10 protein-coding genes are annotated in these 13,754 nt (G+C 59.5%); 6 read left to right on the top strand and 4 right to left on the bottom strand.

Features of this window, described 5'->3' with window-relative positions:
* Nucleotides 1-29: 29 nt before the first annotated feature.
* Entirely contained in the window at nt 30-1,460 is a 1,431-nt protein-coding gene (locus ACDZ94_RS26035) for a glutamate decarboxylase (protein WP_221294653.1), read from the bottom strand.
* Between the two features lie 187 nt (nt 1,461-1,647).
* Nucleotides 1,648-2,670 carry an AraC family transcriptional regulator gene (locus ACDZ94_RS26030; protein WP_064452293.1) on the bottom strand — a complete coding sequence of 341 codons (1,023 nt, stop codon included), beginning with the start codon at nt 2,668-2,670 and terminating at the stop codon, nt 1,648-1,650.
* Nucleotides 2,671-2,837: 167 nt separating this feature from the next.
* Between ACDZ94_RS26030 and efeU the strand changes: the two genes are divergently transcribed.
* From efeU to efeO (ACDZ94_RS26010), 4 genes are read left to right on the top strand one after another with little or no spacing between them, the layout of a single operon-like run.
* Nucleotides 2,838-3,683 carry an iron uptake transporter permease EfeU gene (gene efeU, locus ACDZ94_RS26025; RefSeq protein ID WP_064452292.1) on the top strand — a complete coding sequence of 282 codons (846 nt, stop codon included), beginning with the start codon at nt 2,838-2,840 and terminating at the stop codon, nt 3,681-3,683.
* A 10-nt stretch (nt 3,684-3,693) separates the two neighbouring features.
* Nucleotides 3,694-4,896: an iron uptake system protein EfeO gene (gene efeO / locus ACDZ94_RS26020; RefSeq protein WP_262667878.1), complete on the top strand. Its 1,203-nt coding sequence runs from the start codon at nt 3,694-3,696 to the stop codon at nt 4,894-4,896.
* A gap of 14 nt (nt 4,897-4,910) precedes the next feature.
* A complete protein-coding gene (efeB, locus tag ACDZ94_RS26015; RefSeq protein ID WP_221294652.1) occupies nt 4,911-6,218 on the top strand; it encodes an iron uptake transporter deferrochelatase/peroxidase subunit in 1,308 nt (435 codons plus the stop codon).
* 25 nt (nt 6,219-6,243) lie between these two features.
* Nucleotides 6,244-7,062, top strand: coding sequence for an iron uptake system protein EfeO (gene efeO / locus ACDZ94_RS26010; RefSeq protein WP_064452289.1), 819 nt, complete (start codon nt 6,244-6,246; stop codon nt 7,060-7,062).
* 65 nt (nt 7,063-7,127) lie between these two features.
* On the opposite strand, the gene ACDZ94_RS26005 is transcribed toward efeO (ACDZ94_RS26010), so the two are convergent.
* Together ACDZ94_RS26005 and pssA are read right to left on the bottom strand one after the other, a co-directional pair.
* Nucleotides 7,128-10,982 (bottom strand): hypothetical protein, encoded by a 3,855-nt coding sequence (locus ACDZ94_RS26005; RefSeq protein WP_432751638.1) that lies wholly within the window; start codon nt 10,980-10,982, stop codon nt 7,128-7,130.
* Between the two features lie 157 nt (nt 10,983-11,139).
* Nucleotides 11,140-12,483, bottom strand: a complete 1,344-nt coding sequence (pssA, locus tag ACDZ94_RS26000) for a CDP-diacylglycerol--serine O-phosphatidyltransferase (protein ID WP_432751637.1) — start codon at nt 12,481-12,483, stop codon at nt 11,140-11,142.
* Nucleotides 12,484-12,607: 124 nt separating this feature from the next.
* Between pssA and ACDZ94_RS25995 the strand changes: the two genes are divergently transcribed.
* Together ACDZ94_RS25995 and ACDZ94_RS25990 are read left to right on the top strand one after the other, a co-directional pair.
* A complete protein-coding gene (locus tag ACDZ94_RS25995) occupies nt 12,608-13,171 on the top strand; it encodes a TetR/AcrR family transcriptional regulator (RefSeq protein WP_064452286.1) in 564 nt (187 codons plus the stop codon).
* A 53-nt stretch (nt 13,172-13,224) separates the two neighbouring features.
* Nucleotides 13,225-13,704 (top strand): DUF1348 family protein, encoded by a 480-nt coding sequence (locus tag ACDZ94_RS25990; protein ID WP_432751636.1) that lies wholly within the window; start codon nt 13,225-13,227, stop codon nt 13,702-13,704.
* The last annotated feature ends 50 nt before the right edge of the window (nt 13,705-13,754 follow it).

Below are 13,754 nucleotides of genomic sequence, written 5' to 3'. Positions count from 1 at the left end.
GCCTCAGGCCCGGTGAAGATGCAATGCGTTCAGGCGAGGTTCGGGGTGTCGGCCGGGATGACCGGCTCAGCAATCGCACCGTGGCTGAAGCTCGGCCCGGCGTCGGAATTCAACACCGGGTTTTTCTGCAAGTAGGCAATTGCCTTGCGCAGGTCTTCAAGCAACAGCGCCACCAGGTCGCGGCTCACGCCATGGCGAACCAGGATGCGCTGCACCACGACGCTCTGGCGATCTGACGGCAGCGGGTACGACGCGATCTGCCAACCGCGCATGCGCACGCGCTCGGACAGGTCATACAGGCTGAATCCATGGTCAATGCCGTCCTTGAGTTTGTAACAGACCGCCGGCAGCCCGTCCTTGCCGTCGTACACCAATTCCAGCGGGGCGAATTTGACGATTTCCGAGGCGAGCCATTGCGCCGTGTCGGAGCAGGCCTGCTGAATACGCGTATAGCCATCACGCCCGAGCCGCAGGAAGTTGTAGTACTGGGCAATGATTTCACCACCCGGCCGGCTGAAGTTCAGGGCGAAGGTCGCCATATTGCCGCCCAGATAATCCACGTAGAAGATCAGCTCTTCCGGCAAGTCGGCGGTGGAACGCCAAATGACCCAGCCCACGCCAAGCGGCGCCAGCCCGTACTTGTGGCCCGACGCGTTGATCGATTTGACCCGTTCGATCACAAAGTCCCATTGCAGCGTCTGCTGGATGAACGGGGCGATAAACCCGCCACTCGCCGCATCAACATGTATCGGGATATCCAGGCCGAGATCGCGCTGCATCGAGTCCAACTCGGCGGCCAACGCGGCGACAGGCTCGTAGATACCCGTGAAGGTGACGCCCAAGGTCGCGACCACGCCGATGGTGTTCTCGTCGCAATATTCTCGCAGGTCGGCCGGAAGCAGGCCCAAGGCGTCACCGCGCAAGGGCACTTCACGAATTTCCACATCAAAATAACGCGCGAATTTTTTCCAGCAAATCTGCACCGGGCCGCACACGAAGTTCGGTTTGTCGGTCGGCAGGCCAGCGGCTTCACGACGCTTCTTCCAGCTCCACTTCAGGGCCAGGCCACCAAGCATGGCGGCTTCGCTGGAACCTGTGGTCGAACAGCCAACGGTTTGCCAGGATTTGGGCGCATGCCAGAGGTCGGCGATGATGTGCACGCAACGGTTTTCAATCTCGGCGGTTTGCGGGTACTCGTCCTTGTCGATCATGTTCTTGTCGAGGGCATCGGCCATCAACTGCTTCACTTCGGGCTCGACCCACGTGGTGCAGAAGGTCGCCAGGTTCTGCCGCGAGTTGCCGTCAAGCAACAGCTCATCGCGCACCAGGTTGTAGGCCGCCGACGGCGTAGTCGAGTGATCAGGCAAACGGTACTTGGGCAAGGTGTGCTGGGACGAGCCGCTCGAATACACATCTTCGATGGCTTGGTCTTGAGTTTCTACGGTTTTGTGAAGTGCCATGAAATCCTGCTCTTGAATGAGGGAAATGGCGTAGACGTTGATCGCGACAAGTGCCGATCAGGCTGCGTCAGGGGCAAGCGATGGGACGGTCGCGCCGACTATCACACATAATCCGGCGCCGGAAAGTGCCCCAGATCATTGAAACCATGGGTCTGCGGTCAGAGAGGGTCGGTCGCTTGCAAGTGACCTATTGGCTTATCGCTTCGTTCAATATCAAACTGCGGTAATGCCCGGGGTTGGACCCCGACCACTTGCGAAACGCCTTGTAGAACGAACTGGTGTCGGCAAACCCCAACCGCCCGGCGATTTCGGCAAAACTGACCTGTGGCTCAGCCAGCCAGACAATCGCCAGTTCCTTGCGCACGCTGTCTTTAAGGCCCTGATAGGTCTGGCCTTCATCCGCCAGGCGGCGGCGCAGGGTCGACGCCGAGATGCACAGGCTGGCGGCCAGGCCGTCGGTTTCCGGCCACATGTCAGGCGGCATCTGGCGCAGGTCGTTCTTGATGCGAGTAGCCAGGCTATCCGGATCACGGTATTTGACCAGGATGTTGGCCGGCGCATGCGCGAGAAAACGCTTGAGGTCCTCCGGGCTGCGCTTGATCGGCAGGTCCAGGCAATCGGCAGAAAAGATCATGCGCGTGCGCGGCCGGTCAAACCGCAGGTTGTCGGAGAACATCACCCGATAATCGTCACAGAAGTCCGGCTGCGAGCAACGCAGCTCAATGGCCAGGATCGGAATGCGTCGCCCCGCGAGCCAGCAGGCGACGCCATGGACGATCATCCAATAAGTGAAATAGGTAAACGCCCGCTTGGGCTCCAACTCGGGCTCCAGCAACACAATTTCTGCCAGGCTTTGCTGGCGCACCAGTTGAGCGGGCATCTGCTCAAGCATCAGCGACAGAAAACCCAGGCCGGTTTCCAGGCTTGTGTCCAGACTGGGCTGCGCCATTGCGGCGCGGCACAGGAACGCCAGGCTGCCGGACTTGAGCTTGCGCGGGTCCATGCCGAAGAACTCATCATCCAGGCGCCGCGCCAACAAGCGCCACAGGCGCGCGTACGCCGTTGCCGGCACCCGAGCATTGGGCTGCTGCAGCCATGCCGGGGCGATCCCGACCTTGCTCAACGCTTCAACCGTGGCCGCGCCGGGTGCGCAACTTTGCAGTAAGGCCTCACGGACAAGATGGATGGAGATGGTGTCTTTTTCCGCCATGGGGGTTGGGCTATTCAACGCTACAAAAGAGGATGAGCATCATAAGGGCGGTTGCGATTCGCCACCACCGTTCAGCCGCAGTTCAGCAAAGGTCGACATTCAGTGTTTAGTAATGAGTATCATTATGTTACAAATTAGCATCTTCTACAGTCTTGATGCGGTGCCGAATGCTCGTTCCCTTTTTAATCATGCTGCGCGAAGGCATTGAAGCCGCATTGATCGTTGGCATCATCGCCAGCTACCTGCAACAAACCGGTCGCGGCCAGTGGATGCCCGCCGTGTGGATCGGCGTGTTCCTTGCCGCCGCCCTCGCCTTGCTGGTAGGCGGTGGCCTGGAGCTGGTCAGCGCTGAATTCCCGCAAAAACAACAGGAACTGTTCGAAGGTGTCGTAGGCCTGGTCGCCGTGGGCATTCTCAGTTCCATGGTGTTCTGGATGCGCAAGGTAGCGCGCTCGATCAAACATTCCCTGCATGCATCCCTGGACCACGCGCTCACAGGCTCCAGGCATCAGGTGATTGCGCTGATCGCCATGGTGTTTTTCGCCGTGGCCCGCGAAGGCCTGGAAACGGTGTTCTTCCTGCTGGCGGTGTTCCAGCAGAGCGAAGGCCCGGGCGCACCGATTGGCGCCCTGCTCGGCCTGATCCTGGCGATCATCGTCGGGTTCCTGATCTACAGCGGCAGCATGCGCCTGAACCTCGGCGCGTTTTTCCGCTGGACCGGCCTGTTCATCCTCGTGGTAGCCGCCGGCATTCTGGCCAATTCGGTGCAGGCCCTGCACGAAGCCGGTGTGTGGAACCACCTGCAAACCGTGCTGTTCGACTTCAGTGCCGCGCTGCCGATGGACAGCCCGCTGGGCTCAGTCCTGGCCGGTATGTTCGGTTACCAGGAAGCGCCAACGGTCAGCACCCTGGGCGCCTATCTGATTTATCTGGTGGTGGCGCTGGTGATGTTCTTCCTGCCCTCGCCCCCCGCCAGGCCCGTCGCCAACCCCTCTTCCGTTTCCAGCCAGTAAGGACCGTCTCTTGTCCAACCAAACCCCTCAATCGGCACCGCCTTCCCGCGCCTTGCGCTGGGCGGTGGCCGGCTCGGTGGTGGTGATGATCGCCGCCGGCGCGCTGTTCTACTACGCCTCACAGTTGGCCGCGGCCAAACGCCAGACCAACCACGATGAAATTGCCGTGACCATCCATGGACACGCCTGCGAACCCAACGAACTGACCGTGCCCGCCGGGCGCGCGAGTTTTCGCATCATCAACCGTTCCGACCGCGCGGTGGAATGGGAAATCCTCGACGGTGTGCTGGTGATAGAAGAGCGCGAAAATATCGCCCCGGGTTTAAGCCAGATCATCAACGCCAACCTGCTGCCCGGCGACTATGCGATCACGTGCGGTTTACTGAGCAACCCGCGCGGTACCTTGCACGTCACACCGACGGCGGCGTCCGATGCCCAGGCCAAGGCCAAGCCGTCGATGGTGGCCTTTATCGGCCCGCTGTCGGAGTTCCGCGTGTACCTGAGCAGCCAAGGCAGTGCACTGATCAAGGCGGTGACCGCGCTGCAGCAAGCCATTGAGGCCGGCGACCTGACCCAGGCCCAGGCACTGTATGTGCCGGCCCGCGAGGCGTATCAGCGACTGGCGCCGGCCTCGCAACGCCTGGCCGAGCTGGATAACGCGATCAACGCCCGCGCCGACTACTTTGAAAAGCGCGAGCAAGACCCTGCCTTCAGCGGCTTCCACCGCCTTGAATACAGCCTGTTCAAGCAGCGCAGCCTGGATGGCCTGGCGCCGGTTGCTCAACGCCTGGTCAGCGACGTCACCGCGCTCAAGCAACAACTGCTGGCCCAGTCGCTGCCACCCGAGCAACTGGTGAGCATTGTTGTGCGCAACCTCAATAGCCTGGCGGATGTTCGTGCCGCCAGCGGTGAAGAGGAACGCTACAGCCATATCGACTTGAACGGCTTTGCCGCCAACCTTGAAGCCGCCCACAAGGTGGTGGAGTTGATGCGACCGTTGTTGACCAAGTCCGCTGCTGACGTGCTGCCGAAAATCGACAGCGCCCTCGAAGCGTTCGATGCCGAACTCAATGGGTTCAAGGTCAACAACGGCTACAGCGCGTATGACAGCGTTACCGCCGATCAGCGCAAGCAGATCGCCGACAAGGCCAAGGCTCTGGCCGTTGCACTCGATGGAATCGACCCCGCCCTTGGCCTTTCCGGCCTGCAGTGAAGACGACCTAACACATGAGTGATTCAGAACAATTTTCCGCGCAACGCCGCCGGGTCCTGCTCGGCATGGCCGCCACCGGCGCAGCGATTGCCGGCAGCACCCTGACCTGCCCGGCCATGGCGGCCGCCGCCGCCGAACAGGTCACTACCGCACCGCGCAGTGACAAGACCCAGGACCATCAGGACTTTTTCGGTAAGCACCAGAGCGGCATCGTCACTCCGCGCCCGGCCTGCGGCATGCTCGTAGCGTTTGATGTGCTGGCCAGCGACCGCGAAGATTTGGAGCGCCTGTTCCGCACGTTGAACGAGCGCATCAGCTTCCTGATGACGGGCGGCACCGTGCCGCAAGTCGACCCGAAACTGCCACCCACCGACTCCGGCATCCTCGGCCCGGTCGTGACACCGGATAACCTGACGATCACCGTCTCCGTCGGCGAGTCGCTCTTCGATGAGCGCTTCGGCCTCACCGCCGTCAAACCCAAGCGCCTGATCCGCATGGTCGGCTTCCCCAATGACGCGCTGGAACCGGCGCAGTGCCACGGCGACCTGAGCCTGCAATTTTCCTCCAACACGCCGGACACCAATATCCACGCCCTGCGCGACATCGTGAAGAACCTGCCGGACCTGCTGCTGGTGCGCTGGAAGCAGGAAGGCAGCGTACCGCCCCAGGCCCCCGCCAAACCGGGTGAGCCTGCGCAGAGCGCGCGTAACTTCCTGGGCTTTCGTGACGGTTCGGCCAACCCGAACTCCAACGACGACAAGGCCATGGACCAGATTGTCTGGGTGCAGCCCGGCAGCGACGAACCCGCCTGGGCCGCCAATGGCAGCTATCAGGCCGTGCGGATCATCCGCAACTTTGTCGAGCGCTGGGACCGTACTCCGCTGCAAGAACAGGAAAGCATCATCGGCCGCGTCAAACCCACGGGCGCGCCGATGGATGGCGACAAAGAAACCCAGGTCCCCGACTACAGCAAGGACCCGGAAGGCAAGTTGACCAAGCTCGATGCCCACATCCGCCTGGCCAACCCACGCACCCCGCAGACTCAGGCCAACCTGATCCTGCGTCGGCCGTTCAACTACTCCAACGGCGTCAACAAAAACGGTCAGCTGGACATGGGGCTGTTGTTCATCTGCTACCAGGCTGACCTGGAGAAAGGCTTTATCAGCGTGCAAACCCGCCTCAACGGCGAGCCCCTGGAGGAATACCTCAAGCCGGTCGGCGGCGGGTACTTCTTCACCTTGCCAGGGGTGGCGGGCCCCAAGGATTTCATTGGGCGCACGCTACTTGCTGCAACGCACCCTCAAACCACTGCCAACACTTAAAACAAACTCAGAGCGGATACGTCACATGAAGAAGTCGATTATCGCGTTGTCGTTGTTAATGACCCTTTCGCCGCTGGCAGCTTTCGCCGCGACTGCGCCGCTGGACCTGGTAGGCCCGGTATCGGACTACAAGATCTACGTCACCGAAGAAATCGGTGAGCTGGTCACCCAGACCAAAGCGTTCACCGATGCTATCAACCAAGGCGACCTGGCCACCGCCAAGAAGCTCTACGCGCCAACCCGCGTGCACTATGAGTCCATCGAGCCGATAGCCGAGCTGTTCAGCGACCTCGATGCCTCGATCGACTCACGCGTTGATGACCACGAAAAAGGCGTGACCGCCGAAGACTTCACCGGCTTCCACCGCATCGAGTACGTGCTGTTCTCCCAGAACACCACCAAAGGCCTGGAAACGCTGACCGCCAAGCTCAACACCGACGTCAACGACCTGAAAACACGAGTCGATGGCCTGACCTTCCCGCCCGAAAAAGTCGTCGGCGGTGCCGCAGCATTGCTGGAAGAAGTCGCCGCCACCAAGATCTCCGGTGAAGAAGACCGCTACAGCCACACCGACCTGTATGACTTCCAGGGCAACATCGACGGCGCGAAGAAAATCGTCGACCTGTTCCGTGGCCAGCTCGAGAAGCAAGACAAGGCCTTCCTGGCCAAGGTCGACAAGAACTTCGCCACCGTGGACAAAATCCTGGCCAAGTACAAAACCAAGGATGGTGGCTACGAGACCTACGACAAGGTCAAGGAAACCGACCGCAAGGCCCTGGTGGGTCCGGTCAATACCTTGGCTGAAGACCTTTCCACCTTGCGTGGCAAGCTGGGTCTGAACTGATAACAAACTCCCGCGCCATGCACCTGGACGAGTCGTAGAGTGCATGGCACGGGGCCTGTGAGCGCTTAACTCACCGGTGAGTCCGGCGTGAAGTCTTGCAATGGAGCGCCAGTGGGCTGCTGCGTGACGGGGTCAATCGCGTACCACAGTGTGTCTATTTGCACCGCGCGCAATGCGCAATTTTGACTCACTCCCAACTGGCTTGACGGGTACGTACTGGCCTCCTGCCCCACGGGCTGAGGGTACAACGTGTCATAGACCCCAAGCCCCCATCGGCACTTTTCAAAGGCCGTGGTCGTCAGATAGAAACCTTTCCCGACAGGCACCAACTTACCTGCCAATACTTGTCGGGTTGCACCGATTGCTTTGGGGCCGATCCTCAAGACATCAGAAACTCCGTCGAGCGGATTGAACAGACTGCGAAAGAATGGCGCAACGCCTTTCACCGCCCGCAGGGTGAATGCAGTGCCGCTGAACGGAACAATCGCCTTGAGCCCCTTGAAAAAGTTTCTTGCCCCGGCCAACCCTCCAGTAAATGCGAATGAAGCGAAGTCGATCAACAACCCTTTGAACCCTGCGCCAATGTTGCCGTCGCCGATATCGGCAACAGCCCCCACAAACGGGATAAGGCTTAACACCGTTCTCAGGTTTTCATGGGTAAAGACTTTCCCGGAATCAAACGGATAGGTGCGTCTTTTCCGCAGCTTTGTCGGCTCGTTGGCGTAATCGAGCAACGCCTGGCGTTTGCCATCGAACGTGGCGGCGACGATAGCCTTGGCTATATCGTTGGTTTTTCTCGAAGCCCAACTGTTGGGCACATAAACAGGTGTGACGTTGGACCGCCTCGGCGCAGCCTGACCCGGCAACGTTTGCCCGAACTTTTCGATAATGGCCTTGGTTCGCACCCCAGGGCGCAGCTCGCTCCCCGTCTGGTAGGCCTGGAAGTCAAAGTCAACCGGTGCCGCCTTACGAAAGTCCACAGATATGTGTGCGAAAGGGCCATAGGGAACCGAATCTTTTTCAACCACACCGTCCAACTTGAGCTCAGAGAACAGCAGGTGGCGTTTGGACACCTTCATTGAGCCTGGGAACATTTCGAGATAGGTGTATCCCCCTTCTTCTCCTTTGTTCTTGTAACGCAGCAGAACGCCGCGCTTGGCCCTCTTGTCGGCAACCTTCGAGTCCTTCCCCTGATCCCGTTCCAGGGGCTCCCCGGTCTCTTCCCGCAATGTGAAGATCTCCACATCACCGGACTCCAACCCCTGGCGCACATCCAGCGGTGCGTTGGCGATCATCAGCTTGATCACGGTTTCTTCTGCACGACGACTGTCGGCCAGGTATTGATCCACAGCAGGCGTCACCAGCGACGCAATTGACGCAAGCTTGCTGACCCTATCGTTAAAGGTTTCCTGAGAAACCTTAGGGTGAATGAATCTGTATGTTTTGTCTTGGGCAAATACCTTGTTCAACACTTCGCCCAGGAGCGTCAGAGGGTCCAGACTCGCTTGTTGTGTGAGAATCACATCGGTCAAGCGCAGCTGGCGTGGCTCCAGGTGCCCTTCATTTCTAGGGTTGTACGGCGTGTCGGTATCAAGTTCGAGTTTGAAGTTGGCGATTTCTTCTTGGGTCATTTCAGGAAACAGCAGCGCCAATTGATCGATCAACAGGCTCGTCTGGCTGGGCGGCTCACTGGTCAGGCTCTGGAAAGCTGTGTGAGTACTGTTTTCTCGGTCGGCGAACGCCTGCGCGGCGGCGCTGTAATCCCCAGCAGAGTAAAACCCATCGGACCTCTTGGGAAATACACCACTCATCACGGCCCAATCCAGCAGCATCGGTGCCCCGAGGCATTTTATCAACGTCTCGTGTTCCAGCCCCATGGGATTGAGCCGGGTAAGGGCCTGAGCCTGGGTGATATTCAACGATCGTGAACTACCCGCCCCACCCAGTTTATCCGCCATGGCACAACCAAGGCGCAGGTTCATCCAAGCGGTCGAACCCATGCTGACTTGCCCGGGTGACAACTTGAGCGACTCAGGCGCCTGTGCCGACACGCCGGGGTCGGGTTTAACCAGAAACTCGGGGGCCGCCTGTGCCAACAACAGATGGGCGATCAGAGGTGCCATCTTGGCGTCGGCAACGTTACTTTCCAATTGGGTTTCAATATCGCCGCGTACCTCGTCCAACGTGCGGCCAAGGTTGTTGGGCTGATAAATGTCGTAGCCGGCAACCACCCCAGGCTTGCCGGGCAGCTCGGCACCGGCGCCGGCCTTGATGGCGGCCGCCAGGAGTTGATGACGGGTTGCCCGTGAGAGCGGCTGGCCACCTTTGACCTCCGCCATATTCAGCCGCTGGGCCAGTGCCTGGGCCTCGGCGACAGCGTGGGCCGAGTCGAAAAACCCTTGCAGTTGCAGGTCCCGATCATTCGGCAAATCTGTTCTGGCCATATGGCTGCCCAACAGTTGAGTCACCGAGCCAGGCCCGATAGATGCCGCCTTCAACACGATCAAATCATTCGACGACAGCGCACCTGGAGCCCAGGTATAGGGTGACAATCCGCCAAAGTCCCCTGCCGTTGGCGGGGGTGGCAACCGAATGGTCAGCCAGGCAATGGCCGAGTTCACTTGCGCAACCGTTTCGGGGCTCCCCAACCCGGAAAAACTCAGCAGTTGCCGTAGGTCGTACAGGGGGCGCGAATACACGACGTTTCCGGTTGCCTTGCTCCTCTCTACGAGTTGATTGAAGTCGTTATTGAGGCTGTGGATAGCGGCTTTTTCGGCCGGACTACCGCCCACTGAAACTTTGCTGATCTCATCGTCCAGAAAGACGTGTAGAGAGATCCATTGATTAGCGGCGTCACGCAATTCGAGGTTGCCGTTGGATAGCCTGTAAACGGTATCCGCGCCGCCAAGGCCCGTCTTCTCTATGAAGGTCTTGAACGCTGGCATCGCCAGCCATTCAACGAAGCGTTCACGGGGTAGCTGGCTTTTTTGCGCCAACGTCGATTCAGGGTAAATGACTGCGGGCAGGTCGCTCAGGTTGAGCGTGTCTCCTTCGTTTTTATCTGTGACCTGTGCCTGCAGTTGTGATGCCAGTTGCGAGCGAACATCGACGTCAGTGCATTTCTGCGAAAGCTGCTCGAACCGTTGGCGCCATTCGTTACGTGTTTCGTTGGATATAGCCGGCCAACCGGCTTTTTTAAGCCGCTCGCCAAGCTGCTTTCCATCTGTTGGGGCGCTGGGCATGTTTACACCGTAAAAATGCAGGATCGCGTTTAAATCCCGGAACGGGACCGCATCATTTCCCGGCAGCAATACCCCTAAATCATCCGGGCGCAGCTTTTTCACAGCCTCGCTGACTTTTGCGCCGACCTGCCACCAACCTGACCCGTCGGTAGTGGTGAACCTTCGCGTTACCGTTTCGCCCTCAACCACCACCGAGCCTGCTACCCCGTCGCTGAAAACACGCACCGTCGATACATCCAGGCCTTTGGCGTTAAGCCACGCCTGCACCGGCGGCTCGCGCACTGCGTCGATGAAGGCCTCAATGAAAGGGCTGATCGAGGCGTTTGGAGGAAAGGGGTTGGCTCTGAGCTTGCCGGTAAGCAGCAAGTGGGTGAGGGTTTTCTGCAGATTGGCATCGGCTTGTTTTGCGGGCTCGGACGCTGGGTAAACCATGGGTTTGCGCACGGGGTCTGCCGAGGGAGCCTCGCGCTTTGAGCGTATCGAGTGTTGTTCGAGCCCCACTTGTTTCAGTTGGCCGCCCCACTGCTGTAGCGCGCCGGCAACCGATGACTGTTCACTCGCATCCGGCCGGTCCTGAGCCCTCGGCGCGCTGGAGGGATTAAGCGGTTTCGCCTCACCATTGCTAGCTGCCGAAACATAAGCAGGCATAGCTGTACGGCTTACAGAAACTGTCGACATTTCAAGTTCTCTTCACGTTTAACCGCAAGAGTTCTTGTCCTTAAGAACTACCAACAAAAAGCCTAAGAGAGAACCCAAAGGCAAGGTGTAGGAGAGATCTCAATGCATCGACGAAAGTAAACTGGAAAGCCGGCGATTCCGGAGAACCTATGCGCGCTTACAAAATGCGGTAAAGCAACCGCTCGATCCGCACCCTGCTGACCCGCCGCAGGAACTTGCCCACGGCCGGCGGGTACTCCAGCAGCGTCTGCAATTGTTGGTAACGTTCGATGCGCGTGGTGTGCTGAAAAATCTCTGCCAGCTCCGTACGCCTCGGCGCCAGCCACTGGCCTTGCGGGTCATCAATCAGCAAGGCGTTTTCCAGATCGAGGCGGAACGCACGCGGGTTGAGGTTATTGCCCGTGAGCAAGGTGTAACGCTGGTCGACCCACATTCCCTTGAGGTGGTAGGTGTTGTCACCGTCGCGCCACAAGTGCAGGTTCAACTGGCCGCTGTCGATCATTGGCTGATGACGTTTGGCGAATCGGCGCAGGCTGATTTCATACAGGTAAGGCAGTGCCGAGATCACCTTGAATGGCTCGCTGGGCGGTATGTAGAAATCGTTGGCGGTTTTGTCGCCGACGATGATGTCGACCTTCACCCCGCGCGCCAGGGCCCGGTTAATTTCCCGGGTCACTGGCAGCGGCAGGTTGAAGTACGGCGTGCAAATGGTCAGTTGATGCTGGGCACTGGCGATCAGCTCGAGGATCACCCGGTTCAACGGGTTGTTCTTGCCGACACCGAGCAATGGGCTCACCGACAAATGGCCATTAGGCAACAGCCCCGTGGTGGTGTCATAGGCCGCGTGCTTCAAGCGGCTGCGCAGGTCGCCGATATCGTTGCGCAGGCTGCGGGTGGTCGGCGGGTTCGGCAAGTCCAGGCGGTGCACGGCCTTGGACGCTACCAGCCCGTGCTCCACCAGGTGTTGCATCGAGTCAGCCAACGCCGGGTTGTGGATCAGGTGATAGCGGTCAAAACGGTACTTGTCGAACTTGTGCAGGTACACGTTGTTCAGGCTGGCGCCGCTGTACAGCACACTGTCGTCGATCACAAAGCCCTTGAGGTGCAACACGCCGAACAGTTCGCGGGTTTGCACCGGCACGCCGTAAACCGGCACTTCGCTGGCGTGGGTTTGGGTCATGGCCTGGTACCAGGCGCTGTTGCCCGGCTGCTTGCCGGCACCGATCAAGCCGCGCTGGGCACGCAATGAATCGACCACCACCACAATGTCCAGCGCGGGCCGCGCAGCCTTGGCGGCGTGCAAGGCGTCGTAGATTTCCTGCCCTGCTTCGTCCTGCTGCAAGTACAGCGCAACAATGTAGATACGCTGCGTGGCCTGGGAGATTTTTTCCAACAGGCAACGGCGAAATGCGTCGGCGCCGGACAGCACGTCGATGGCATCGGGAGACAGTGGGAAACCGCGCAGCTTGGGCAACAGGGAGCGTTTGAAGAACGACGGCATAAGGCTCGCAATGGTCGAATCCGAAGAGGCCCCGAGCTTACACCATGGGGGTGCTCAGGTCTCGCTGTCACACAGGGGAAAAATGTAATTGACCAAGAAGAACGATCGTTCTACTGTAGCCAGCATGAACGATATGACCCTGAGTGAAACCCGCGACATTATCCTCGACGTTACCGAAAAGCTGATCTATCGCCACGGCATCGCCGCCACGGGCATGGAGTTGCTGGTGAAAACGGCCGGTGTCTCGCGCAACAGTATTTACCGTTACTTCGCCAACAAAGATGAGTTGGTGATCGCCGCGCTGCAGCGCCGTGACGCGCGCTGGATGCAGTGGCTGCGCGATGAAGTGCAACGCAGCGAAGGCAGTGGCGAACGCCTGCTGGCGCTGTTCAGCGCCCTCAAGGCCTGGTTCGGCTCGGCGGACTTTCGTGGTTGCGCCTTTATCAATACCAGTGGCGAAACCGGCAACCCGCAAGACCCGGTGCGCCTGCTGGCCAAGGCGCATAAACAGAAACTATTCGAGTACGCACGTGAACTGTGTCAAGCCCATGGCACCGCAGCCCCCGAACAGCAGGCCGCGCAACTGCTGATCCTGATCGACGGCGCCATTACCGTTGCCTTGGTGATGGGCGATTCAACGGCTGCTGATAACGCGCAATGCATGGCGCGAACGTTATTGGGGCTTTGAACGCACATGCGTTGCAACTTTCGATAACCCTTTTTGTGTTCAGGAGCTGCCCCATGTCATCCAACGCCGAAGTACGTCCGCCACTGCCTCCATTTACCCGTGAGTCCGCCATCGAGAAAGTCCGCCTGGCCGAAGACGGTTGGAATTCCCGGGACCCACAGCGGGTGTCGCTGGCTTATACGCCGGACACGCAGTGGCGAAACCGCGCCGAGTTTGCGCACAACCGCGAAGAGGCCAAAGGTTTCCTCACCCGTAAATGGGCCAAAGAGCTGGACTATCGGCTGATCAAGGAGTTGTGGGCGTTTACCGGCAACCGCATCGCCGTGCGTTATGCCTATGAGTGGCACGACGACTCCGGCAACTGGTTCCGGTCCTATGGCAATGAGAACTGGGAATTCGACGAGAACGGCTTGATGGCGAATCGTTTTGCCTGCATCAACGACCTGCCGATCAAGGAAAGCGAGCGCAAGTTTCACTGGCCGCTGGGCCGGCGCCCGGATGATCACCCAGGCTTGTCTGAGCTGGGTTTATAGACCCACGCTGTCAACAGGTGGGAGCTGGCTTGCCTGCTCCCGCCTGCCGA

It is taken from the genome of Pseudomonas sp. UBT, from assembly GCF_050915955.1.
In the GTDB taxonomy this organism is placed as follows: domain Bacteria; phylum Pseudomonadota; class Gammaproteobacteria; order Pseudomonadales; family Pseudomonadaceae; genus Aquipseudomonas; species Aquipseudomonas antarctica_A.
The sequence above is the reverse complement of the archived record's forward strand: the minus strand, read 5'-3'. Positions and strand labels throughout refer to the sequence as shown.

What these genes read in the sequence shown, in the direction of transcription:
- efeB (WP_221294652.1), top strand. Translation starts at nt 4,911, where the DNA reads ATGAGTGATTCAGAACAATTTTCCGCGCAACGCCGCCGGGTCCTGCTC.
- ACDZ94_RS26030 (WP_064452293.1), bottom strand. Translation starts at nt 2,670, where the DNA reads ATGGCGGAAAAAGACACCATCTCCATCCATCTTGTCCGTGAGGCCTTA.
- ACDZ94_RS26005 (WP_432751638.1), bottom strand. Translation starts at nt 10,982, where the DNA reads ATGTCGACAGTTTCTGTAAGCCGTACAGCTATGCCTGCTTATGTTTCG.
- pssA (WP_432751637.1), bottom strand. Translation starts at nt 12,483, where the DNA reads ATGCCGTCGTTCTTCAAACGCTCCCTGTTGCCCAAGCTGCGCGGTTTC.
- ACDZ94_RS26035 (WP_221294653.1), bottom strand. Translation starts at nt 1,460, where the DNA reads ATGGCACTTCACAAAACCGTAGAAACTCAAGACCAAGCCATCGAAGAT.
- ACDZ94_RS25990 (WP_432751636.1), top strand. Translation starts at nt 13,225, where the DNA reads ATGTCATCCAACGCCGAAGTACGTCCGCCACTGCCTCCATTTACCCGT.
- efeU (WP_064452292.1), top strand. Translation starts at nt 2,838, where the DNA reads ATGCTCGTTCCCTTTTTAATCATGCTGCGCGAAGGCATTGAAGCCGCA.
- ACDZ94_RS25995 (WP_064452286.1), top strand. Translation starts at nt 12,608, where the DNA reads ATGAACGATATGACCCTGAGTGAAACCCGCGACATTATCCTCGACGTT.
- efeO (WP_064452289.1), top strand. Translation starts at nt 6,244, where the DNA reads ATGAAGAAGTCGATTATCGCGTTGTCGTTGTTAATGACCCTTTCGCCG.